Here is a 19751-nt window from a genome sequence, read left to right as displayed (position 1 = left end):
CCGCCAGTGCCCTTGATGCAGATCAGTCGTATCTGCAACTTTTCGGAAGCACCATAAAAGGCGGTGGCGGTCTGGTGGGCTTGGGTTAACAGGCAATTCGGTATAGGATAACGAGTATAATTCGTCTTGAAAGGAATCAGACAATGAGTAAAGCCATCGTGCTGTTGGGAGATCTCGGTTCAGACCATCAGGGATTCCCGCCCACCCCCGTCATTGCCGGCTCCCCCGACGTACTGGTTGATGGCAAACCGGTCGCACGTCTGGGTGATCCGTTACAGCCCCACTCCAAACCCAAGCATCCTGTTCATCCTCGGGTCATTGCGGCCGGATCGGCGACGGTCATGATCAATGGCAAGCCGGCGGCGGTCACCGGCAGTGCGGTATCCTGTGGTGGCGTCACCATCGGCAGTGGATCGGTGATTATCGGCAGTTAGCTGGCGCAGCGACGGCTCTTTCCGGTCGCCCCCAGTAGTAGCCCTGGCCATGCAGGCCGGGGAACTGCTGAAGCCAGAGCGCGATAGCTTCATCCTCAACCCCTTCAACGACTACGTCAAGATCCAGCGCTTCGCCAAGCTCCAGGGCTGCCTTCAGTATTTTTTGACGAATAGGATACAGCAACACGTCGGTCAGAAAGCTGCGGTCAATCTTCAGCTCATCCAGTGGAAAGCTGGCGAGATTGCCGAGCGAGGAATGGCCAGAGCCGAAATCGTCCAAGGCAATCCGGAAGCCCATCTGGCTGAGAGCCCGGATGGTATTTCTGGCAACATCCGGGTCTGCCATGGCGGCGGTTTCGGTAATCTCCAGAATCACGTTGGCCGGGCTGATCCCATGCCGGCGGGCGATGGCGCCTGCCTCTTCAAGAAACAGCGGGTGAGCAAGGTCTTTGGCAGAAATGTTGACGGCAACGCCGATGTTATCGCCATGCTGGACCTTGAGTGCATCGAAATCCCGGCAGGCCTGATCCATCACCCAGAGCGTGACCGAGTGAATGATGCCAACCTGTTCCGCCAGGGGAATCCACTGATCTGGCGGGATTCTGCCAAACTCTGGGTGTTGCCAGCGAATCAGTGCCTCGACCGAGAGCACCTTGCCATCCCGGATGTTGACCTTGGGCTGGTACTCCAGCCACATGTCTGCAGAACGCAAGGCATCTTCAACGTCGAGCATCAGAATCTGCTGCTGATATTGCCAGTCGGCGATCGACGGGTCATAGATGGCCAGGGTGCGGGTCTCATCCAGCGAAGCAAAGCCCGCCGCCGACAGAACACTGGCTGCATTGTCGCCATGATCGGGCGCGTAGGCCACGCCGACGGATGCAGCCCATGAGAATGAAAACCGACCTTCGCGAAAATTCTCTGATAGCCAATGGCTGACGGTTTCGATCAGTTCACGATCCCGGTCGCTGTCGCTGCGCACCACGGCGAAGGCGTGGTTGACTGTGTCCAGGGTTGCTACGCCATAACCATTGATCATGATCAACCGGTCACCGAGGGTGCGCTTCAGGTAGCGGTTCAGTTGTCTTAGGTACTGTTTGAGCAGATCTTCTGCGGCCCGGTAGCCCAGGGCCTGCTCCAGTTCGTTGAATCGGGCCAGCCTTACCAGGCAAAGCATGTAGGGTGTCTGCTGGCTGTCAATGCTGGCCAGGGTTTCCTCCAGCATCGGGCGGTTGGGCTTGCCAGTGACCCGGTGGGTTTTCAGAACCCGGTCGTAGTCCTGCTCGATTCGGGCCCGGAGCTTTTGTTCTTGCTGTACCAGAATGTCAGAGCTCAGGCGTCGTTTGCGTTCCTCCAGCAGCAGACGGCCGACTCCGCTGGTCAGGATCAGCGACCCGGCGGCAGCGCCCAGAAAGAACGCCGAGTCGGTAAGCGGCGTGATGGGCAGCCAGCCGATGGTTCGAAGTGAGGTGGTTATGGCCCCAATCAGAATGGCCAGTACCGACAGAGCAAAATACCGGGCATATGGCTGGCTGCGGAACTGGCTGAGCATCAGCGCGAAGATAAACGCGCCGCCGGCTGCACCAACCACCAGAAACACACCCTGGCCGAGTAAGGGTACGGATAACGGCGCTGCCAGCAAGTGCAGACCGGCTGCCACGCTGAACGCCCGCAGAATTCTGGCCACCAGTTTGCTGACCGCCATAAAGTTCGGAGTGAATTCGCACAAGGCGATCAGGCACAGTGGCAGGCTTACCGACAGCAGTGCGTTCAGTTCTGGCAGGTTTGGCCAGAGCAGCCAAAGCCCGAGGCCGTCCATCACCAGCTGACTGTAGATCACCCCGATGGTCAGAACGCTCAGCCAACCCAGCCCCGGTCGTTTCAGCTTGGCAACGATGCTCAGGTTAAGTAGCAAGGCAAACACCAGCAAACCGGTCACGAACGATTTCCAGGCAATGGTAAAAGTGCTTTCACTGACGACCTGGTTACCGCCCGCGACCGTTAGCGGCAACATCACTGGCCCGTTGTTGCGTACTTCAACCAGCAAAACGGTGTTTCCGGGTTGCAGGATGACCGGCCAGATCCATTGGGGCAGGGCGACCTGCCGGTTATCAAACGGATAGAGATCGCCCATTATCGGTAATCGTTCGACGGTTCCGTCTGGATGAATCAGCGTGGGCTCGAGGTGGTCAAGATAAGGCGCGGCAACCATCACCTGGCTGGCGACGGGGTCGTTGCCTGACGTCGTCAACTCGAAGCGAAAAGTGGCGGGCTGGTGGGGGTATCCGATGCCGGCGCGGTCGTTTGACAGTGGTAGCCAGGCTTCCGTGTGCCAGCGCTGGTGTGCAATAACATCGGCCAGTGGTGACAGCAGATAGCGGGTATCGGAGTGCAGTTCGACCGGGGGCGCCTCGCTGATGCTGGTCAACATGACGTGGTCCGTGTCTATCGGCGATGACGTCAGCAAGGCGGCTGTCAGCCCATAGCCTGCAGCGAGGATCAGAATAATAAACGGAATCCAGCGATTGAACCAGCGAATGGAGGGCGGGTTTGTCAGCGAGACGGTGCCGGTGTGGCTGGCTGGCTCAGAATCCATTCGTAGAATATCCTGGCAATAATTACGGCGAGAATTTACGAGAAATTACATCCGTTAACGATATGTAACAATATGATTTTCAACATATTTTAATCTATTTTTAATTATTTTGCATTTCCTGTTTTAAACGAGTGATTAAAATGAGATCTGCACACCCATTGGTGAGCGCTGGTATAGTAACGGCCGTTGTGGTGTTTAAGAATCCGGTTCAGGAGTACGAAAGCAGTATGTTATCGATCAAGCGGTTGTTTACCTCACCCTGGCTGTTGGCCGTTGTATTTTCCATGGTGTCGACTGGCATCCAGGCGACAAACGCTGCCAAACCGGCACTTGCGTCGGTGAATGCGGCGGCCGCGATCGCCGGGGAAGACGCCTTGCTATTCGGCAAGAATGCCGACCGGTCGGTACCGATAGCGTCGATCACCAAGCTGATGACGGCGTTGGTTGTGGTTGAGTCCGGTCTCGACATGACTGAGTGGCTGACTTTTGAAGAGCGGCACCTGCCGGCCGCTGCCAACGCCTGGACCCGAATCCGGGTAGACTCCCGGTTGCAGCGCCGGGATGTCCTGAGAATTGCCCTGATGTCTTCCGAGAACTTTGCCGCTTATACGCTGGCCAGGAGCTTCCCCGGGGGCTTCGACGGCTTTGTGGATGCCATGAATGCCAAAGCCCGTGAGCTTGGCATGAACAACACCCATTTTGTCGACCCTACCGGACTGTCCATTGACAACGTCTCCAGTGCCTCGGACCTGGTCCGGCTGGCCAATGCCGCCATGCGCCACCCGGTTATCGGTGAGTTTTCCACCACCGGGTATTATCGGGCACAGTTCAGAAACCCCAGGTACAGCTTGTCTTTCGGTAATACCAACGCGCTTGTGCATCGCGAAAGTTGGGGCGTGGGCCTGAGCAAGACCGGTTACCTGTCAGATGCCGGGCGCTGTCTGATCATGGTGTCACAGATGGATGAAAAGCCGGTGATTACGGTATTGCTGGACTCACTGGGCACCCGTTCGCCCATGGGTGATGCTGGTCGCATCAAGCGCTGGCTGGCGACCGGGGCTTCAGGGTCGGTCGCGGCTGCCGCAAAGCGTTATGCGCAAGAAAAAGACGCCGCCTGGATGGCAACGGAACGGGGCCAGACGGCTCGCATCAATCAATAACCAGGACTTTGGCATTTATGATCCAGATACTGACTACCGGTGGCACCATCGATAAGGTCTATTTTGACGCCAACAGCAGGTTTGAAATTGGCGAGAGCTTGTTGCCGGAACTGCTTCGGGAAGCCAATGTTCATGAGGGCTACGAGATCCGGGAGCTGATGCGCAAGGACAGTCTGGAGCTGACCGATCAGGACCGCGAAAAGATACTTGAGGCAGCGAAGGCGTCAGAACACAAACGGGTTCTGATCACCCATGGCACCGACACCATGGCCCAGACCGCACAGGCCTTGAAGCCACTGACGGACCGCACCATTGTTCTGACCGGCGCCATGCAGCCGGCCCGGATGCGGCGCACCGATGCCATCTTCAACATCGGATTCGCCTGGGCAGCTGCACAGCTTCTGCCTCCCGGAGTCTATATCGCGATGAATGGCGAGGTGTTTGAGGCGGGCGCCGTGCGTAAAAACCTGGAAGCCCAGAAGTTTGAACGTATTCCCGAGCCGGATTAACCCGGCTCGCGGACAGAATCAACCTCCTCCGCTGTTAACGCGCGGTATTGGCCGGGTGTCAGCGTGTCGTCCAGCACGATGCTGCCAATGCTCAGCCGATGCAGCGCCTCAACATGGTTGCCCACCGCCGCCAGCATTCTCTTGACTTGATGGTAGCGGCCTTCCCGTATCGTCATTTCAATCGTTGTCTCTGAGCTGACCACCACGCGGGCAGGCTGCGTTGGCTTGTCTTCGCCGTTAAGCAGTACACCCTGCGCCAGCCGGAGCCGGGCATCCTCCGATAAGGGTTCAGCTAACCGGATCTGATAGGTTTTGGGGCAGTCTCTGCGTGGCGACGTAATCTGGTGCGACCATTGACCGTCGCTGGTCAGCAACAGCAAGCCGGTGGTGTCTTTGTCGAGCCGGCCCGCGATGTGCACGTGCCTGGCCATGTCCGCCGGCAGCAGATCCAACGCGGTGGGCTGGTTGCTGTCGCGGGTGGCGCTGATCACCCCGGCGGGTTTGTTCATCATCAGATACAGGTCGCCGGGCAGGGTCAGTAACCGATCATCCAACATGACCTGGTCGTGCTCGGAGACCTGAGCGCGGGCGCTTTTGCAGCGCGTACCATTAACAGACACCCGCCCACCCATGACGGCTCGCCTGGCATCCTTGCGGGAAAGCTCAGAGCTGCTGGCAATATGCTGGTCCAGGCGCATCAGCAGGCTTTTCCTAGTTCTGGAATCGAGAGTGTGGCTAGACAAAGAACCGGCGTTTCTCCGGTGAGTCTTGACCATAGCAGCGGCAGGGCGTCGCTGTTGATCGAGGGTCTGGGCATCTGGCTGCTCGGTATCGGGGTGATGCCAGTGTCTGAGGTCTCGGCCAGAAGGAAGGTGAAGGGGTGCATTCCGGGAATGCCCAGGCGAATGTCGGTGGCGGTTATCTGGTTGCCTACCTGCTCGTAATGCAGAAAACCCTTGGTGAACCACTTAAGGCGCTGTGCTTCTGGCAACGTGGCAACGGAGCGGGCAATGTCTGGATTTCGGGAGAAGTATTCCAGGTTCAGGTGGTCCCGGTCATCCAGAAAACCGGTAACGATCTCCACTCGGGCATCCTCGGTGATTGCTGTAACTCGCCATAAGACCGAGTTGAACGGCATCGGCTGTACCAGCAGTGAGGCCTGGTCCATGCCAGCCTCTGCCAATACAGGCTGTACCCGCTGCGAAATGATTTGTTGAGCGACGAGTGTCCATCCAAGGTACAGGCTCGACACGAGCAGCCCGGCCGCCACTGCTTTTACCGCGGGCGGACGAAGCAGAAATGCCATGCACCCCGCCAATAGCGGCAGCGTGTAGAGAGGGTCAATGATAAAGATGTTGTTCAGGCCAACCGGTCCCCAAAATGGCCAGAACAACTGGGTGCCATAGGTGGTGAATGCATCCAGCAGTGGGTGGGTGACGAGTATCAGCCCGACCAGTGTTAACCAGCGCTGATAGGAGAGCAGGGGTTTCCAGCGCCAGAGACCCCAGGCAAGTAGAAACGACAGGGGGACCAGAACAAACAGCGAGTGGCTGAACCCGCGATGCTGGGTGAAGTTGGCTACGGCCGTGCCGTAGTCGATGACTACGTCCAGATCGGGCAGCGTGCCGATGAGGGCGCCGGTGAGCAGGGCTGACCGGCCCAACGTTTTGCCCGCGACAGCGCCGGCAATGGACGCGCCTAACGCAGCCTGAGTGATGGAATCCATGAAGCTCCGAAACAGTATCTGAGTGATGTGCCAGATATTATGCTCGGATTCGGCAATCAGATCACGGGGCAGGGAGAAAAGCGCTGGCGACCAGGCGGTCGCCAGCGTTGGCCGTTATCAGGCTTTACGACGACGGCTCAGCCCGAGACCGGCCAGGCCGAGGCCGAGCAGGGCCAGGGTGCCGGGTTCAGGGACGGATACGGTGCGCATGTTGAGCTTGGCCAACAGGTTGACCGAGGTGGCTTTGCCTTCTTCGGTGTGGATTTCGTCGATACCACCTTCGAATCCGAGTAGAGACAGGGAATAGATGTTGGAACCAAACTGGAATTCAGAGCTTTCGATCATGTTATCGAGCCGGACGATGTCATCGACGTCCTGAGCGGAACAGCCAAAGAGCCATGATAAAGGGCCACAGACGACGTTCGGGGTTTCGTCATGCAAAAACTCAAAGGTGTAGGGGCCGGTGACATTGCCGTTTACCGGCGTTGTCGAAAAGGTGGCGAAGACGTCAAGGCTGACGCCAGTAATGGCTTCACCAGTGATCGGGTTATTGAAGTGGGTAAAAACCCCGAGGACAAATGGGTCGTCCGAGGTAATGGTTTCCGGAAGGTCTGCAGAACCCTGGAAGCCGTAACCACTTTGAGGGCCATTGGAGCAGTGTTTCCACCAAAAATGACCTGCGCAGGTCTCCTCGCCGACGCCCCATCTCAGTTCACTGGTGCCAATGCCCTGAACATTGCTGCCGTTGGCTGGGGTTCCCCAGGCACCGCTCACCGATTCAAGATCAACCGGGAATGCCGCCGCTGTGGTAGCGAAACCCATGGCCGCGCTGGCAACAAGTCCTTTCATCAAATTGTTCATCGTTCACACCCTGCAATTCACTGGCTCAGTTGTCCCGGGAGTAACCGGGGTTTCCGATATGTTAGCCAGATCTATGCCATCTTTTTTTATCTTATTTTATCAATAGGTTGTCAATGGCTTCATGCAAGGTGTGTAAAAAAAGCCGACGCATTATGTGTCAGCTTTCAAGGCTGACCCCCAATTTTTGCAGTAACGGCTCGGACGGCATGCCATCGGCAATCAGCCCTTCCGCTTTCTGGAACTCGCGAATGGCCTTGCGAGTGTTGGAGCCCATAATGCCGTCGGGTTTGCCGGTGTCATAGCCTTTGTCGTTGAGAGTTTCCTGCAACTGGATGACCTGGTCGCGGGACAGCGTGGGTTGATCCTCCGGAGGCGGGCTCTGCAGCGCTCCGGCGCCGGCGATGCGGTCCGCCAGATGGCCGACCGACACTGCGTAGAACTCTGAGCGGTTCCAGCCCATGATCACCCGGAAGTTGCTGTAAACCAGGAAGGCCGGCCCTTGATGGCCGCTGGGCACGACCAGGGCCGCTTCAATCGGCTCTTGCGCAAGCGACTTACCAAAGGCGTCGGTAATGCCCAGGCTGCGCCATTCGCTCAGAGGCAGACGGCGGCCATCGGTCATGCTGAAGTCAAAGCTGTCTGGCAGCAGGACCTCACGACCCCAGCGGTAGTCGCCGTCCCAGCCCATGGACTGCAGAAAACGGCCAGCGGACATCATGGCATCCGGCAGACTGTTCCAGAGGTCCCGGCGACCGTCACCATCGCCGTCTACCGCATGCTGCAGAAATACCGTGGGCATGAACTGAACGTGGCCCATGGCGCCGGCCCAAGAGCCTTCCATTTGTTCCGCCGGTATTGCGCCTTCATCGATGATCTTCAGGGCCGCGACAAATTGCTCGGTGAAGAAAGTAGTCCGGCGGGGGTCACAGGCCAGTGTGGCCAGAGAGCTGGGTACCGGCATTTTGCCGAAATAGCTGCCGTAATTGGTTTCCAGGCCCCAGAAGGAAACGAGATAAGGCGCTGGTACGCCGGTTTCCCGGGTCACTTGGTCCAGCAGCTCACGGTGGGTCTCGAGCATTTCCCGGCCTTTGCTGATGCGGGCTTCGTTGACCCGGCGATTGAAATAATCGGCAAAGGTGGTGGTGAATTCCGGCTGCCTGCGGTCCAGTTCAATGACCCGTTCCAGATAGTTGACGTCTGCCATCACGGCCCGGGCGGTGCTTTCACTTACCCCGGCATCAATGGCTTTGGTCTGAAGCGTTTGCTTGCACTCGTTGAACTCTGCGGCAGTCATGGTCGGTATGCTTTGGGCCTGGGCGTTCAGAGCAAGAGCCGTGAGCGATACTGCAGCCAGAGTGTGCCGGATAATGGACCGTGTCATTGGATGAGCCACAGAAAACCTCTTGAAACGTTGGAATGCATCATTTCCCGACATGGTAGCCTGTTTTGATCATGGGAAAACACAGCATCCGCGCATAGCGGGTGACAATTGCTTAATGCCGGGGTTAATGTGTCGCGTTTGTCGTCTTTTTGTTGTCGGTGGGTCACGATGGGGCCGCGATGTTCTATAGTTGATCCACGCAGGGAAGTCCGGAGTGGATGTAGTTATGGCAACACTGAAAGCACTGGTGGTGGATGACGCCAGTTTTGTGAGAGACCTGGTCAAGCGCACAGTTCGCCAGCGTTTCCCGGTGATTGAAACGACTGATGCCCAGAACGGGCGCCGGGCGCAGTCCTTGATGTCCCGGACCAGTTTTGATCTTGTCTTGTGTGACTGGGAAATGCCTGAGATGTCCGGGCTTGAGCTGTTGCAGTGGATGCGCCAGCAACCGCAGTACGCGAAAGTGCCGTTTATCATGATCACCAGTCGGGGTGACAAGGATCACGTCATCGAGGCGGTCAAGGAAGGTGTTTCCGAGTATCTGGGTAAACCGTTCAGTCCTGAGGGTTTGAGCAAGAAAATTATCAAGGTGATGGGTCGGCGACTGAAAGATGCGATGGATCACGGCGGCAAGTCGATGGACGGGCCAGTGGACGCGTTCAAGGAGTCGGCGACGCTGCTGACCCAGAAGCGGGATGTACCTGAGCCCAGGCCGGAACCCTCGGTAAATGCGCCGGATTCCGACAATCCTTTGCTGGCGGCCTCCGGCCCGACACCTGCGGCAGCGAAGCCGGCGGCTCGCGGCGCGATGAGCCTGGCATCTGTAAGGTTTGCCGACAGTACTCTTAAATCAGTGGTGAAAGACATTAATCTGACCGAGGTGCGAGTGATCGCCAGGCGGGATCAGGTCTTCCCGGGCATTCTCGATCAGGCGGTGGTGGACATCGACGTGGGTGACGGCCAGATGGCGCGGCTGAACGGCTATGTGCATCAGCTGCAGGCGGTCGACAAACGGCAGGACACCGACTTTGTCAGTGTCACCATTCGTTTTGTCGATGAGGACCCGAAAAAGATGGAAGATCTGTCGCGCTTTGTCGCCAGGTTCCGGGCTGGTGGGCGCTAGCGCTTCGCCCGATTAATCGCCGGTCGTTTCCGGCACCCGCTCAACCAGCCGCTCCCGGGGGAAGTGACAGATAAATTCGCTGCCTTCTCCCATTCTGCTTTTTATCTCCAGATTGCCATCGTGATTGATCAGCACGTGTTTAACGATCGCCAGGCCCAGACCGGTGCCGCCGGTGTCTTTGTGGCGGCTCGGGTCAGCCCGGTAGAAGCGTTCGGTCAGGCGGGGAATGTGCACAGGATCGATGCCAATGCCGCTGTCTTTGACCGACAGGTGAGCGCCGTGACGGTTGGTGCTCCAGGACACGACGATGTTGCCATTGGCTGGAGTGTATTTGACGGCGTTGAAAATCAGGTTCGAGAAGGCACTCCTGAGCTGGCTTTCGTCTCCCTTCAGCAGTCGGCGGTCAGTGATCTGCACGGAAATCCTATGATTTTTTTCGCCGCTGAGCGCCCGGGCGTCGTGGCAGATCTGACCGACCAGCGCTTCCACATCAGTGAGCGCATCATCCAGTGTGTGCTCGCCGGTTTCAATTTTCGACAGCAGGATCAGATCGGTGATCAAGGATTCCATCCGGGACGACTGGGCGGCCATGGTTTTGATGGCGCGGCGCCATTTGGCCGGTAGCTCGTCGCTGTGATCGACCAGGGTTTCCAGATAGCCGCTGATCACCGTTAGTGGTGTTCGCATTTCGTGCGATACGTTGCCGACGAAGTCTCTGCGCATCTGTTCCAGCTGAAACAGGCGGGTCACGTCTTTGGCTACGATCAGGCGATCATCATCGCCGAACAGGCTGATCTGAATCTGAAGGTGGATATGGGGCTTGGCCGGAGAATTGATTTCCAGTGGCTCCCGGTAATCGCGAGCGTCAAAGTAGGCTTTGAAGGCAGGAGTGCGGATCAGGTTATGGATGTACTGGCCGCGATCTTTGTCGGGCTTGAATCCCAGTAGGTACTCGGCCGAGCCATTCCACCATTCCATGGCGCCACGGGTGTCGGTCATGATAACCCCGTCACGCATGGCGTTAGTGGATTCCTGTACCCGGTTAATGCGCGCCCGCAGGCGATCCTGGGTCAGCAGGTGGTCTCTGTGCAGTTTGTGCAGGCTGTCGAAGATATCGCCCCAGAGCCCGACACTTTGCGGGGGCTCGTCACTGGCGCTCGGGTGTGCCAGCCATTGGTAAAGTCGGTGCGCCTGCACCAGTGTCCACCACAGATACATCACCAGGCCGGTCAGCAGGCCATAAAGCGGGTGGCCGAAAAACCATCCGACCAGAGTGGCTCCAGCAAGGCCTGTGAAAATCAGGCGCAGATATCGTGACCAGTTGTACTGCATCAAATGCTGCCTTGTCGTGTGTCCGGCGATGATGCGATGAAGCCGGAGTGGTTCAGGCTGCCCGTGTTGAAAACCGGTACCCGGTGCCCCGCACCGTCTGAATCAAATGATCGTACTTGTCGCCAAGTGCCTTGCGCAAGCGTCGGATATGCACATCCACCGTGCGCTCTTCTACATAGACATTGCCGCCCCAGACCTGGTCCAGCAACTGGGAACGAGTGTAGACACGTTCCTGATGGGTCATGAAGAACTGCAGCAAACGATATTCTGTGGGCCCCATGGTCAGGGCACCTTCGACTGAGGTGACCCGGTGGCCGACTGGGTCGAGAGTCAGGCCTTCGACTTCAATGGGGCTGTCGACGCCTGGCGGCGTAGCGCGCCGGAGTACCGCTTTCAGGCGAGCGACCAGTTCCCGGGGGCTGAAGGGCTTGGTGATGTAATCATCGGCACCTGCCTCCAGGCCCTGGATCTTGTTATCTTCTTCTACCTTGGCGGTGAGCATGATGATGGGGATGTCGGCGGTGGCCTCTTCCCGTTTCAGCCGGCGGGCAAGTTCGACACCGCTGGTGCCAGGCAGCATCCAGTCGAGCAAAATCAAATCCGGCTGTTTATCGACAATCAGGGCATGAGCTTCGCGGGCATCCGCTGCCTCAAGATAGTCGTAATCCGCCATTTCGAGTGCGACCGCGATCATTTCGCGAATGGCCGCTTCGTCATCGACGATCAGGACAGTTTTTCCAGTCATGAGCATTAACCTGTGTCAGACCTCGGGAACATCAGTGCGGTTCCCCATGTTTGTTGCTGCTCCATTACAGCGTGTCTTTGTTACAAGTATATGACATGGCTGCCCCGTCAGGTTACCAGGTCCAGGATCAGCCCGGCAAAGACCGCAAAGCCTGCCCAGTTGTTGTTCAGAAAGGCCTTGAAGCAGCCTTCGCGCGAGCGGTCTTTGGCTAGATACTGCTGGTACACGAACAGCCCCGCCATCACCACCACGCCCAGGTAATAGAAGCTGCCCAGCTCAGCCTGACCGCCCACCATTAACAGAATGACGATGACCATGGTCTGTAGCACGCCAACGATGGCGCGGTCGGCTTCGCCAAACAGCACAGCGGTAGACTTGATGCCGATCCTGACGTCGTCATCCCGGTCGACCATTGCGTACAGGGTGTCGTAGGCCACGGTCCAGAGTACATTGGCGGTGAATAACAGCCAGGTAAGCTGGCTCAGTTCGTTGGCTTCGGCCGCCCAGGCCATAGGGATAGCCCAGGAAAAGGCGGCGCCCAGAAATAACTGAGGCAGGTGCGTGTGCCGTTTCATGAACGGGTAGATAAACGCGAGCAAGGCGCCACCGAACGACAGATACAGGGTCATCGGGTTGGTAAACAACAGCACCATCAGAAACGACACCAGGCTCAATCCGCCGAACAGTGCCAGTGCCTCCCAGGCCTTGATGCGGCCAGCGGTCAGCGGGCGATCTTTGGTGCGTTTGACGTGTCGGTCGAGGTCACGGTCGGCAAAGTCGTTAATAGCGCAGCCGGCTGCTCGCATAAAGAAGACGCCGAGGGTAAATACCACGAGGTTGGCGATTGAAGGGCTACCCTCGCCGGCCAGCCAGAGCGCCCACCAGGTTGGCCAGAGTAAAAGCAGAGTGCCGATGGGTCGGTCGATGCGAAGCAGCTTTGCGTAGTCGATCAGGCGGGTATGGATGTGCTCTGGCAGGGCGTTTTGCAGCATGTCTGGGATCATCCGTTGATAGGTGCGTGGGGCAGGGGGGATTATAGCCAGCCTGATGGTGAGGGTTAAAGCCGGGGTTTGCTCAGGTACAGCGCTGGCAACAGATATTCACCAACCATCAGGGCGTTTTCGCCCCGGTAAAACAGCGAGCGGCGGGCCAGTTGCGGTTGCTGTGTTTGAGTGGTTTGGCACAATCCCGTTTCCAGGGGGCCGCGTACCCATTCCGGACTGCTGAAAAGATAGGCTCCGAGCGGCTTGTTGCCGAGGTTGCGCAGGCGCCGGCCTTTGCCTTGCAGGCAGGCCTGCGGAATGATGGTTCTGGCGAGCACCCAGGGCTGGCCGTCACCACAGAGCCTGACTTCGCGAATCCAGGCCCGTTGCCGGGGCGCCAATCCGAGTCGTCTGGCTTCTTCCGGGGACGGCATGGCAAAACCTTCGCCGCACACGTCAACGTGAAAACGCTGCCGGCATTGTTGTTGCAGCGCACGGGTGAAGGAGCCTTGCACTTGCAGCCAGTGACGGGCGGGCCCATGCACTGCCGGATTCCGAAGACCGGCGGCCGACAGCGAACGATACCAGTGGGTGGCTGGAATGATCAGGCCATCGTCCCGGTTAAAGCCCTTTGACGGCATAGATCCCGGAGGCGTTGCGCCAGTATCCTTTGTAGTCCATGCCGTAGCCGAACAGAAACCGGTCCTCCACATACAGGCCGGTGAAGTCCGCCTTCAGGCCCGGGCGCGCCTTACGGCCGTGATCCTTGTCGACCAGTACCGCGGTCAGCACTTCACGGGCGCCGTGGGCCTGGCAGTAATCTGCGATGGCGCATAACGTCGTACCTTCATCGAGGATGTCGTCAACGATCAGCACGGTACGGTCTCTCATGTTCGCTTCTGGCTGGAGCTTCCATTCCAGAATACCGCCGGTGGTTTCCTGGCGATAGCGGGTCGCGTGCAGGTACTCTGCCTGAATGGGGAACCTGAGCCTGGTCAGCAGTTGTCCGGTCAGGATAAGGCCGCCGTTCATGACGCAAAACAGCAGTGGGTTGCTGTCTTTAAGACGTTCGGTAATGGCATGCGCCAGGGAGTCGATGGCGGCATCTACCTGCTGTTCAGTCACCAGGCAATCGGCTTCGGCCATAACCTGGTTCATTTCGGCGACGGTATCGGTCATAACGGTCGGATCCTGTCGTAAAACCGGCGATTATACCGAAGAGGGGCCGCCGAAGGGAGGGGCGTGTTGCACCCAAGCTATCTGTAATTATGGCTATTGGCACAAAACCCGGGGGAGAGCTGTCTATTGTGGCATTGGTCAATGTCGGGGTGGCGGGTATCATGGCCGCTGTTTGCAATATCATGGCTGGCCGGGTGGCCTGCAGTTTCAGTAAGCAGTGCTTGATTGTTGCATTGTTAGACAATAATATTCGGTCAACATCTGATTGGAGAGTAACGATGAAGAAGTGGCAGTGTGTGGTTTGTGGTCTGATTTACGATGAGGCCGAAGGTTGGCCGGAAGATGGCATCGAGCCCGGAACCACGTGGGACGACGTGCCCGAGGACTGGGTGTGCCCGGATTGTGGCGTGGGCAAAGAAGACTTCGAGATGATCGAAATCAGCTGATAACGGAGCAGGATGATGACCGACCAGGCACCGATCGTGATCGTGGGTACCGGCTTGTCCGGGTACTCGCTAGTGAGAGAGTTCCGCAAGCTGGACAAAGACACCCCGATTGTCATGGTTACCGCGGATGATGGCGTGAGCTATTCCAAGCCGATGCTGTCTACCGGGTTCACCAAAGCCAAGGACGCCCAGGGGCTGGCGCAGGCAGACACTGATGCCATGGCCGAACAGCTCGGTGTTGAGGTGCGCACCTACACGACGGTAACTGGCATCGATGCCGATAACCATGAACTGGTGCTGGGCGACCAGCGGCTGGGCTACCGCAAACTTGTGCTGGCCTGGGGCGCGGACGTGATTCGGCTCAATTTGGCTGGCGACGCCGTGGATCGTGTGCACTCTATTAACGATCTGATGGACTACCGAGCGTTTCGTCAGGCTCTGGAGGGCGGCAAGCGCGTCGCCATCATGGGCGCAGGCCTGATTGGTTGCGAGTTTGCCAACGATTTGCGTAATGGCGGCTATGACGTTGACGTTATTGCTCCCGATGCCGCTGTCATGCCCAGCTTGTTGCCGGAACCGGCGGCCAGTGCCGTGCAGCACGAACTCACCGAATTGGGGGTTCGTTTTCATCTGGGCACGGTGGTGGATCGGGTGGATCACGAGGCCGGAGGGGTCAGGCTGATGCTTGCCAATGGGGAGGCTCTGCAGGCCGACCTGGTGATTTCTGCGGTGGGTTTGCGCCCGCGCACAGAGCTTGCCAAGGCAGCCGGCATCGATACCGGCCGGGGTATCAAGGTTAACCGCGCCCTGGAGACCTCTGCTGCCGATGTCTATGCTCTGGGCGATTGTGCCGAGGTTGACGGGCAGGTGCTGCTGTATGTGCTGCCGTTGATGGCCTGTGCCCGGGCGCTGGCAAAAACCCTGGCTGGAGAGCGCACCGACGTCCGCTACGGCACTATGCCGATTATGATCAAGACACCGTGCTGCCCGACAGCCGTTTGCCCGCCACCTGTCGGCGCAGACGGAAGCTGGCAAGTAGAGCGGGACGATTCCAACGTTAAAGCCCTGTTCACTTCGCCGACAGGCGAGGTGCTTGGATTTGCGATCACTGGCCGTTTTGCGCTTGAAAAACAGACGCTGGCGCGGGAAATTCCGCCGATCCATCAGGATTGATGGTCATTGCCGTCGGGGCTATCCGGTCCCGATTCAAGGCTTTCTTCTCGGTGATCGTTGCCAAATCTTCCTGTCTGGGGTAGAAAACCCGTTCGCGAGCTAACAAACGACAGGAGCAGGCATGCGTGAAGTAACCCGAAAGCTGGTGGAGTTGCTGGATTTATCCCCCATCGGTGATGATCATTTTCAGGGTGAGAGCGAAGACCTGGGCTTCCCCCATGTGTTTGGCGGTCAGGTGCTGGGGCAGGCGTTGATGGCGGCCAGCCGCACGGTTGAGAATCGCCTATGCCATTCGCTGCACGCGTATTTTCTGCGCCCGGGCAACCACAGCATGCCGATTGATTACGAGGTGCAGCGGGTCCGTGATGGCGGCACTTTTGCGGTACGGCGGGTGATTGCCCGGCAGGATGGCAAGGAACTCCTGACCGGTTCGATGTCGTTTCAGGTTGCGGAATCGGGCCTGGATCATCAGTTGACCATGCCAGAGGCACCAGACCCGGAGTCCCTCAAGTCCGAGCAGGACTGGGGCAAGCTGATCGCCGAGAAAGTGCCGGAACACCTTCGCGATCTGCTGACCCGGGATCGCCCCATTGAAATCCGGCCGGTCAATCCGATGAATCCATTCAAACCGGAAAAACGCCCACCGCACCGGCAGAACTGGTTTCGGGCGATGGGCCCGCTACCGGATGATCCGGTGCTGCACCAGTGCCTGCTGACCTATGCCTCTGATTTTACCTTTCTCGGCACCTCACTGAACCCGCACGGGCGCACGTTTATGAGCAAGGGCATGCAGGTGGCCAGTCTTGATCACGCCATCTGGTTTCATCGGGACTTCAGGATGGACGACTGGCTGTTGTACGACAAAGACAGCCCCAGCGCTTCCGGAGGGCGGGGTTTCAACCGGGGTAATTTCTTTACTCAGGACGGTGTGCTGGTGGCCTCGACCACTCAGGAAGCACTGATCCGTGAACGGCTGGGCTGATCAGACAGCCAGTTAATCATTTCGTCAAACGGAAGCGGTCTGGTCAGGAGGTAACCCTGAATCAGGTCGCAACCCATCTCTTCCAGTAATTTCAATGTCGCCTCATCCTCAACGCCTTCCGCAACCACGGTGTAACCCAGGCTGTGGCACATGTCGATGGTGGTGCGCACGATTACTCGATCCTGCTCCCGATCTGACAGGTCGGAAATCAGCGACCGATCGATTTTTATCTCGCTGGCTGGCAGCTGTTTGATGTAAGACAACGAGGAGTACCCGGATCCGAAATCGTCGATGGAAATCGGAATACCGGCGGCATGCAGCGAGTTAAGCGCTTTCAGAGAATTCAGCGGATCCTGCATCATCGAGGTTTCAGTGACCTCGAAGGTGATACCTCCTGTATGGCTGTGGTAACTCTGCATCAGGCGCTGAACAAACACCGCAAAATCCGGTTCTCTCAGGTTGTTGGGTGAAATGTTCACGGCAATGCCAGTCTCGAACCCCAGGTCCCGTAACCGGCCCCGCATTTCCAAGGCTTCCTGCAGCACCCAGCGGGTCAGGGGTTTGATCAGGCCGCTTTGCTCGGCCAGGGCAATCAGCTCATCGGCCCGCACCGGCTGTTCCCGGCCCGGCCAACGCATTAACGCCTCGAAGCCGTCAATGGTCCCGGACTTCAGCGACAGCTTGGGTTGCAGATAGAGCGCCAATCCGTTGTTGTCGATGGCGTGCCGGAGCTCCGACACCATCGTCAGCCGGTCGGCGCTGTAAGAATCCCGGGCCGGTTTATAATAGGCAATGCCGCGATCCCGGGCTCGCTCAGAGCCTTCGGCAATCACTGCACGGCGGATCAGTGTGCTGGCATCGGCGCCGTGATCGGGATAAAACGCCACCCCCAGTTGCGGTGCAAGCGGCACTTGCATGCCCAGAAAATCCATCGGATACCGCACTTCTTCAATGCTGCGCAATACCGCCCGGTGTGCGGCTTCGGCCTGACTGGCATTGACCAGGAAGGCGAATGTTTGCGGCTCCAAACTGGCCAGGTAGAAGTTGCGGATCTCGGACTGCTCGATGGCAATGGCACCGGGCACATCGCGGATTACCGCATTGAAGTGCTTGGAGGCCAGTTCCAGGATTCGATCAGAGTTCCGATGGCCCAGAGTCTTGGTCACCGAATTGAGGTTGTTCAGGTGAATGACAACAATACCAAAGCGCTTGCAGGCATTGGCCTGCACCAGCTCGCTCAGCCTCATCTCATAACTGCTGCGGTTGGGCAGGCCGGTCAGCGGGTTGTGTAGGGCCTGGTCCATAAGGCGCAGTTCGGCAGAGCGTCGGGCCTCCAGAGCGCGCAGTTCCGCCTCGCGGGCCAGAACCTTATCCTGCCGTTCCCGGTAGATTCGCACCGCCAGGGCCAGGCTCAGTAAAATGGCTTCCAGGGCTGAGCCGATCTGCATGCCATAGGCGGTAATAAAATTGTTGGGAATCAGGCCGTATTTGTTGGCGCCGGTGATCGCGCTGCCCAGCGTCAGTGCCCCCCAGGCCAGCGTGTAATAGACCGCCTGAGGGTTGCCTTTGGCCCATTGCAGCGGCCCGATCACCGTCAGCAGCAGACAGCTGGGAATGGCCAGGGCCACGGTCAGGCGGCTGCCGGTGCTGTAATCGACAACAAAGGTTATGGCGGCCACCAGAAGATTCAGCGCGATGGTCACTAGGACCAGCCGGTCCACCATCGGACTGGAGCGGTTCAGCCGAAGAAAGGATCGGGAAAACATCAGGGTGAAGACCATGGCAAAGGGCACAGTCAGCAACATGGCGCGGGTCTGAAAGGCTGGCAGGTCTGGCCACAACAATTGGTAGGTGATGCCGTTCAGGCTGCCCACCAGGATCAGGTATCCAAAGGTGGACAGCACGTACAGTAAATAGACCGGCTCTCTCAGCGCCAGAAACACGAACAGATTGAAACAGATCACCGTAATCAGGATGCCGTAGTAGCCCGCGTGTAACTGGCTTTCGATGGACGCTTTTTCAAAATAGCTGCGATTGTTCCAGAGTCTTAGCGGAACCTGCATGGCGCCTTCGGTTTCGACCCGCAGCAGGATCTGATAATCCTGCTCTGGCTGCAGTTGAAACGGAAACAGGAAATGGGGGTGTTTGACCGGGCGTTCCGAAAACACTTTCTTGTCACCGGTGCTCTCGTGGCGGATGACGTCGTTGTTCTGCATCAGATAAAAGTCAATCTGGTCCAGTTGTGGGTAACTGATTTCCAGAAGCGTGATCAACTCCGGATGGCTGACCGGAAAGCGAAGCCAGATATGATCCCGGATGTAGCCAAAGTTGGGGGTTGTTTCCGGCAGAAGTTGCCACTGATTCGAGCTCAGTGCCTGCTGCGGTGTTAGCTGAGTGTCTGGCGACAGTCTCAGGTATTCCATTTCAGGAACATAGGAGGGGCTGGCTGCGTGTGTGGTTATCGGCAGCGTCAAAAGCAGAAGCAGCAGGGCCAGTAGCTTAGCTGGGTTCATCAGAGTCACAAGTTACCATTTTTGTCATTATGCTTTTGAGTATGGCCTGACGCCGAAGGCGTCTCAAGCGCCGTTACCCACCAATTTGGTAACTTGTGTAAAGAAAGGTCAAATCCCGTTAACCCAGCTTTTTGCCCAGGGCACCGCTTCGGACTCTGGCTCCAGGGTTTCCAGGGCGTCAATCTTTAATGAGTCGCCAACCTTGCGGGCGCTGGTTTCGAAGAGTGCTTCTTCCATCAATGTGCCGGCGCCACAAAAGGTATCGCCGTATGAGCTGTCGCCCAGGACAATAACGCCAAACGGACGCCCCGGCTGCTGCGGTAGCTGGTCTCTGAGATCGACGTAAAAGGGCAGAAGGTTTGGTGGAACCTCGCCTTGCCCGGTAGTCGAGGTACACACCAGCAGGGCATCATCATTGCCGGTAATATCGCCCAGTTTTGGGTTTTCCAGAACCACCACCTGGTGACCGTCGGTTTCCAGCTCCTGCCCGATCTTGCGAGCAGTTAGCAGAGCCCCGCCGTATACGCTGCCCACCAGAATGCGAATTGCTGCCATGTGACTACCTGTGTTTGCTCAAAATTCTGACCGATCGGCCGCCGCGCCCGATC

Annotated in this window: 19 protein-coding genes; 7 read left to right on the top strand and 12 right to left on the bottom strand. The window is 57.9% G+C overall.

The window, feature by feature from the left end:
* Positions 1–143 precede the first annotated feature (143 nt).
* The gene (locus tag C7H08_RS09195; protein ID WP_106671420.1) at positions 144–434 is read left to right on the top strand and encodes a type VI secretion system PAAR protein; all 291 of its coding nucleotides are present in this window, start codon (positions 144–146) and stop codon (positions 432–434) included.
* Here C7H08_RS09195 and C7H08_RS09190 read toward each other — a convergent pair.
* Complete coding sequence (locus C7H08_RS09190) at positions 421–3030, bottom strand: EAL domain-containing protein (protein WP_106671419.1); 2610 nt, start codon at positions 3028–3030, stop codon at positions 421–423. The genes C7H08_RS09195 and C7H08_RS09190 overlap by 14 nt on opposite strands.
* A 227-nt stretch (positions 3031–3257) precedes the next feature.
* Here C7H08_RS09190 and pbpG point away from each other — a divergent pair, with 227 nt between their 5' ends.
* Positions 3258–4190, top strand: a complete 933-nt coding sequence (gene pbpG, locus C7H08_RS09185) for a D-alanyl-D-alanine endopeptidase (RefSeq protein WP_188445193.1) — start codon at positions 3258–3260, stop codon at positions 4188–4190.
* 17 nt (positions 4191–4207) lie between these two features.
* Positions 4208–4699: an asparaginase domain-containing protein gene (locus C7H08_RS09180; RefSeq protein ID WP_106671418.1), complete on the top strand. Its 492-nt coding sequence runs from the start codon at positions 4208–4210 to the stop codon at positions 4697–4699.
* Here C7H08_RS09180 and C7H08_RS09175 read toward each other — a convergent pair.
* From C7H08_RS09175 to C7H08_RS09160, 4 genes are all read right to left on the bottom strand, one after another.
* Positions 4696–5397: a pseudouridine synthase gene (locus C7H08_RS09175; RefSeq protein WP_106671417.1), complete on the bottom strand. Its 702-nt coding sequence runs from the start codon at positions 5395–5397 to the stop codon at positions 4696–4698. The two genes, C7H08_RS09180 and C7H08_RS09175, sit on opposite strands and share 4 nt — an antisense overlap.
* Positions 5397–6425: a metal-dependent hydrolase gene (locus C7H08_RS09170; RefSeq protein WP_106671416.1), complete on the bottom strand. Its 1029-nt coding sequence runs from the start codon at positions 6423–6425 to the stop codon at positions 5397–5399. Before C7H08_RS09170 ends, C7H08_RS09175 begins: the two co-directional genes overlap by 1 nt.
* A 117-nt stretch (positions 6426–6542) precedes the next feature.
* A complete protein-coding gene (locus tag C7H08_RS09165; RefSeq protein WP_106671415.1) occupies positions 6543–7286 on the bottom strand; it encodes a THxN family PEP-CTERM protein in 744 nt (247 codons plus the stop codon).
* Positions 7287–7443: 157 nt separating this feature from the next.
* Complete coding sequence (locus tag C7H08_RS09160) at positions 7444–8667, bottom strand: lytic murein transglycosylase (protein WP_106671414.1); 1224 nt, start codon at positions 8665–8667, stop codon at positions 7444–7446.
* Positions 8668–8893: 226 nt separating this feature from the next.
* Between C7H08_RS09160 and C7H08_RS09155 the strand changes: the two genes are divergently transcribed.
* Positions 8894–9790, top strand: a complete 897-nt coding sequence (locus C7H08_RS09155) for a response regulator (protein ID WP_106671413.1) — start codon at positions 8894–8896, stop codon at positions 9788–9790.
* A 12-nt stretch (positions 9791–9802) separates the two neighbouring features.
* Here the strand turns inward: C7H08_RS09155 and phoR are convergent, their stop codons facing one another.
* The 5 genes from phoR to C7H08_RS09130 form a co-directional block, all read right to left on the bottom strand.
* Positions 9803–11122 (bottom strand): phosphate regulon sensor histidine kinase PhoR, encoded by a 1320-nt coding sequence (gene phoR / locus C7H08_RS09150; protein ID WP_106671412.1) that lies wholly within the window; start codon positions 11120–11122, stop codon positions 9803–9805.
* A 52-nt stretch (positions 11123–11174) separates the two neighbouring features.
* Complete coding sequence (gene phoB, locus C7H08_RS09145) at positions 11175–11867, bottom strand: phosphate regulon transcriptional regulator PhoB (RefSeq protein WP_106671411.1); 693 nt, start codon at positions 11865–11867, stop codon at positions 11175–11177.
* A gap of 107 nt (positions 11868–11974) precedes the next feature.
* Positions 11975–12859, bottom strand: coding sequence for a 4-hydroxybenzoate octaprenyltransferase (ubiA, locus tag C7H08_RS09140; protein ID WP_227663166.1), 885 nt, complete (start codon positions 12857–12859; stop codon positions 11975–11977).
* A gap of 65 nt (positions 12860–12924) precedes the next feature.
* Positions 12925–13491, bottom strand: a complete 567-nt coding sequence (locus C7H08_RS09135) for a chorismate--pyruvate lyase family protein (protein ID WP_106671409.1) — start codon at positions 13489–13491, stop codon at positions 12925–12927.
* Complete coding sequence (locus tag C7H08_RS09130; RefSeq protein WP_106671408.1) at positions 13472–14029, bottom strand: hypoxanthine-guanine phosphoribosyltransferase; 558 nt, start codon at positions 14027–14029, stop codon at positions 13472–13474. Before C7H08_RS09130 ends, C7H08_RS09135 begins: the two co-directional genes overlap by 20 nt.
* 278 nt (positions 14030–14307) lie before the next feature.
* On the opposite strand from C7H08_RS09130, the gene C7H08_RS09125 reads away from it, so the two are divergent.
* From C7H08_RS09125 to tesB, 3 genes are all read left to right on the top strand, one after another.
* Positions 14308–14475: a rubredoxin gene (locus tag C7H08_RS09125; RefSeq protein WP_044389108.1), complete on the top strand. Its 168-nt coding sequence runs from the start codon at positions 14308–14310 to the stop codon at positions 14473–14475.
* A 15-nt stretch (positions 14476–14490) separates the two neighbouring features.
* A complete protein-coding gene (locus tag C7H08_RS09120; protein ID WP_106671407.1) occupies positions 14491–15648 on the top strand; it encodes an NAD(P)/FAD-dependent oxidoreductase in 1158 nt (385 codons plus the stop codon).
* 121 nt (positions 15649–15769) lie between these two features.
* Positions 15770–16630: an acyl-CoA thioesterase II gene (tesB, locus tag C7H08_RS09115; protein WP_106671406.1), complete on the top strand. Its 861-nt coding sequence runs from the start codon at positions 15770–15772 to the stop codon at positions 16628–16630.
* Here the strand turns inward: tesB and C7H08_RS09110 are convergent.
* Positions 16597–19143 (bottom strand): EAL domain-containing protein, encoded by a 2547-nt coding sequence (locus C7H08_RS09110; protein WP_106671405.1) that lies wholly within the window; start codon positions 19141–19143, stop codon positions 16597–16599. The genes tesB and C7H08_RS09110 overlap by 34 nt on opposite strands.
* A 108-nt stretch (positions 19144–19251) precedes the next feature.
* Positions 19252–19698: a flavodoxin gene (locus tag C7H08_RS09105; RefSeq protein ID WP_106671404.1), complete on the bottom strand. Its 447-nt coding sequence runs from the start codon at positions 19696–19698 to the stop codon at positions 19252–19254.
* Positions 19699–19751 lie beyond the last annotated feature (53 nt).

Source organism: Marinobacter halophilus, from assembly GCF_003007685.1.
GTDB lineage: Bacteria > Pseudomonadota > Gammaproteobacteria > Pseudomonadales > Oleiphilaceae > Marinobacter > Marinobacter halophilus.
This window is presented reverse-complemented; position numbering and strand designations above follow the sequence as displayed.

Bases quoted from the DNA above. Each gene is read 5' to 3' on its own strand.
- C7H08_RS09195 (WP_106671420.1), top strand. From the start codon at position 144: ATGAGTAAAGCCATCGTGCTGTTGGGAGATCTCGGTTCAGACCATCAG.
- C7H08_RS09190 (WP_106671419.1), bottom strand. From the start codon at position 3,030: ATGGATTCTGAGCCAGCCAGCCACACCGGCACCGTCTCGCTGACAAAC.
- pbpG (WP_188445193.1), top strand. From the start codon at position 3,258: ATGTTATCGATCAAGCGGTTGTTTACCTCACCCTGGCTGTTGGCCGTT.
- C7H08_RS09180 (WP_106671418.1), top strand. From the start codon at position 4,208: ATGATCCAGATACTGACTACCGGTGGCACCATCGATAAGGTCTATTTT.
- C7H08_RS09175 (WP_106671417.1), bottom strand. From the start codon at position 5,397: ATGCGCCTGGACCAGCATATTGCCAGCAGCTCTGAGCTTTCCCGCAAG.
- C7H08_RS09170 (WP_106671416.1), bottom strand. From the start codon at position 6,425: ATGGATTCCATCACTCAGGCTGCGTTAGGCGCGTCCATTGCCGGCGCT.
- C7H08_RS09165 (WP_106671415.1), bottom strand. From the start codon at position 7,286: ATGAACAATTTGATGAAAGGACTTGTTGCCAGCGCGGCCATGGGTTTC.
- C7H08_RS09160 (WP_106671414.1), bottom strand. From the start codon at position 8,667: ATGACACGGTCCATTATCCGGCACACTCTGGCTGCAGTATCGCTCACG.
- C7H08_RS09155 (WP_106671413.1), top strand. From the start codon at position 8,894: ATGGCAACACTGAAAGCACTGGTGGTGGATGACGCCAGTTTTGTGAGA.
- phoR (WP_106671412.1), bottom strand. From the start codon at position 11,122: ATGCAGTACAACTGGTCACGATATCTGCGCCTGATTTTCACAGGCCTT.
- phoB (WP_106671411.1), bottom strand. From the start codon at position 11,867: ATGACTGGAAAAACTGTCCTGATCGTCGATGACGAAGCGGCCATTCGC.
- ubiA (WP_227663166.1), bottom strand. From the start codon at position 12,859: ATGCTGCAAAACGCCCTGCCAGAGCACATCCATACCCGCCTGATCGAC.
- C7H08_RS09135 (WP_106671409.1), bottom strand. From the start codon at position 13,491: ATGCCGTCAAAGGGCTTTAACCGGGACGATGGCCTGATCATTCCAGCC.
- C7H08_RS09130 (WP_106671408.1), bottom strand. From the start codon at position 14,029: ATGACCGATACCGTCGCCGAAATGAACCAGGTTATGGCCGAAGCCGAT.
- C7H08_RS09125 (WP_044389108.1), top strand. From the start codon at position 14,308: ATGAAGAAGTGGCAGTGTGTGGTTTGTGGTCTGATTTACGATGAGGCC.
- C7H08_RS09120 (WP_106671407.1), top strand. From the start codon at position 14,491: ATGACCGACCAGGCACCGATCGTGATCGTGGGTACCGGCTTGTCCGGG.
- tesB (WP_106671406.1), top strand. From the start codon at position 15,770: ATGCGTGAAGTAACCCGAAAGCTGGTGGAGTTGCTGGATTTATCCCCC.
- C7H08_RS09110 (WP_106671405.1), bottom strand. From the start codon at position 19,143: ATGAACCCAGCTAAGCTACTGGCCCTGCTGCTTCTGCTTTTGACGCTG.
- C7H08_RS09105 (WP_106671404.1), bottom strand. From the start codon at position 19,698: ATGGCAGCAATTCGCATTCTGGTGGGCAGCGTATACGGCGGGGCTCTG.